General features: G+C 32.7%; 2 protein-coding genes and 1 pseudogene. All 3 read left to right on the top strand.

Annotation, left to right across the window (positions count from 1 at the left end):
- A pseudogene (locus ACFIMA_RS09635) lies at positions 1-212 on the top strand (hypothetical protein); the annotation flags it as partial.
- 67 nt (positions 213-279) lie between these two features.
- Positions 280-480, top strand: a complete 201-nt coding sequence (locus ACFIMA_RS09630; RefSeq protein ID WP_375612550.1) for a type II toxin-antitoxin system HicA family toxin — start codon at positions 280-282, stop codon at positions 478-480.
- Complete coding sequence (locus ACFIMA_RS09625; RefSeq protein WP_375693446.1) at positions 477-872, top strand: type II toxin-antitoxin system HicB family antitoxin; 396 nt, start codon at positions 477-479, stop codon at positions 870-872. The genes ACFIMA_RS09630 and ACFIMA_RS09625 overlap by 4 nt, the downstream gene beginning before the upstream one ends.
- Positions 873-1,285: the final 413 nt, after the last annotated feature.

The raw sequence follows: 1,285 nt of genomic DNA, 5'->3' as shown, positions 1-1,285 counted from the left end.
CAAATGAGGAGGCACAAAAACGGTGGATTGAAAGAGCAACTCATTGTTATGAAGAGACGAAAGAGGTTATCAAAGAAACACAACACCTCTATAGACAGTATAATCTTTACGCTGCATTACAATATCTTGTTATAGAAGATCAATCGTTAACACATCTTGTTAGCTCTTTGCGTATTGTTCTTAATGCGCTTCATAAGCATTTTAGCCATTAAAAAAGAATTGACATCAGATGAAAAATCATTAAAATGTGTATATATTTACACATTATGAGTTTAGGTAATGGAACAAGATAGCCGAAAAATCATTGCAAAATTAAAGCGTGATGGCTTTGAACTTATCAAAGTGAAAGGTTCTCATCATAAATTTAAAAAAGATGATAAGGTTGTTATCGTTCCACATCCTAAAAAAAATCTTCCGATTGGTACAGCACGTTCTATCGCACAACAAGCAGGCTGGTTAAAAGAAGGAGAAGAAGAATGAAAAGATTTTTTGCTCTTGTTCATAAAGATGAAGAATCTGCTTTTGGTGTTCAGTTTCCTGATTTTGAGGGACTTTTTTCTGCTGCTGATGAGGAAGAAAATTTAATCGCAAATGCAACAGAAGCACTCCAACTTTATTGTGAAGATATAGATAGAGTGCCTATTCCTTCAAAATTTGAAGAAGTCATACAACGGAAATCTGTCAAAACAGCTTTGTCAGAAGGAGCTTTTTTAATACAAGTTCCTTTTATTGAAAATGATTCAGAAATCATACGCACAAATATATCAATTGAACGAGGGCTTTTACGTGCAATTGATAATTGTGCACAAAAGAGAGGTTTAACAAGATCTGCTTTTTTGGCAACAGCAGCCCGTCACGAGCTTAATATTTAGCTCATCAATCTGGAAAAATTTCTCACTCTCGATTTTTTTACAAAAGCGTGTAATTGCATATGATCCGCAAACTATTAATGAAAATCAAAAGGCAGCAGGCAAACAAAACGCTATAGTTAAGAGGGATATAACTATCATTGATATTATATACATGGCATCTAATATTTCTGGACCTGTCATTGCCTTTCCCTCCTATAATAATTTCACAATAATTTATAAAATCTAAAATGTTTTAGAAAATTTTATATATTCTATTTTAAAATAAAAAATATAGATTTTTTGTTGGCATGGTGTAAAAAATTGCATTTAATGACGATACTGCACTAGTCGTATTGCGTCTAAAATTCAAAAATATCCCCAAAAATTCAGTAAAATGTGAACTTGAAGCGTGGCTAGAAAGCCCTGTTTTCTTG

Origin of the sequence: Bartonella sp. AP88HLJMH (assembly GCF_042195605.1) — a bacterium.
GTDB lineage: Bacteria > Pseudomonadota > Alphaproteobacteria > Rhizobiales > Rhizobiaceae > Bartonella.
The sequence above is the reverse complement of the archived record's forward strand: the minus strand, read 5'-3'. Positions and strand labels throughout refer to the sequence as shown.

Bases quoted from the DNA above. Each gene is read 5' to 3' on its own strand.
- ACFIMA_RS09630 (WP_375612550.1), top strand. From the start codon at position 280: ATGGAACAAGATAGCCGAAAAATCATTGCAAAATTAAAGCGTGATGGC.
- ACFIMA_RS09625 (WP_375693446.1), top strand. From the start codon at position 477: ATGAAAAGATTTTTTGCTCTTGTTCATAAAGATGAAGAATCTGCTTTT.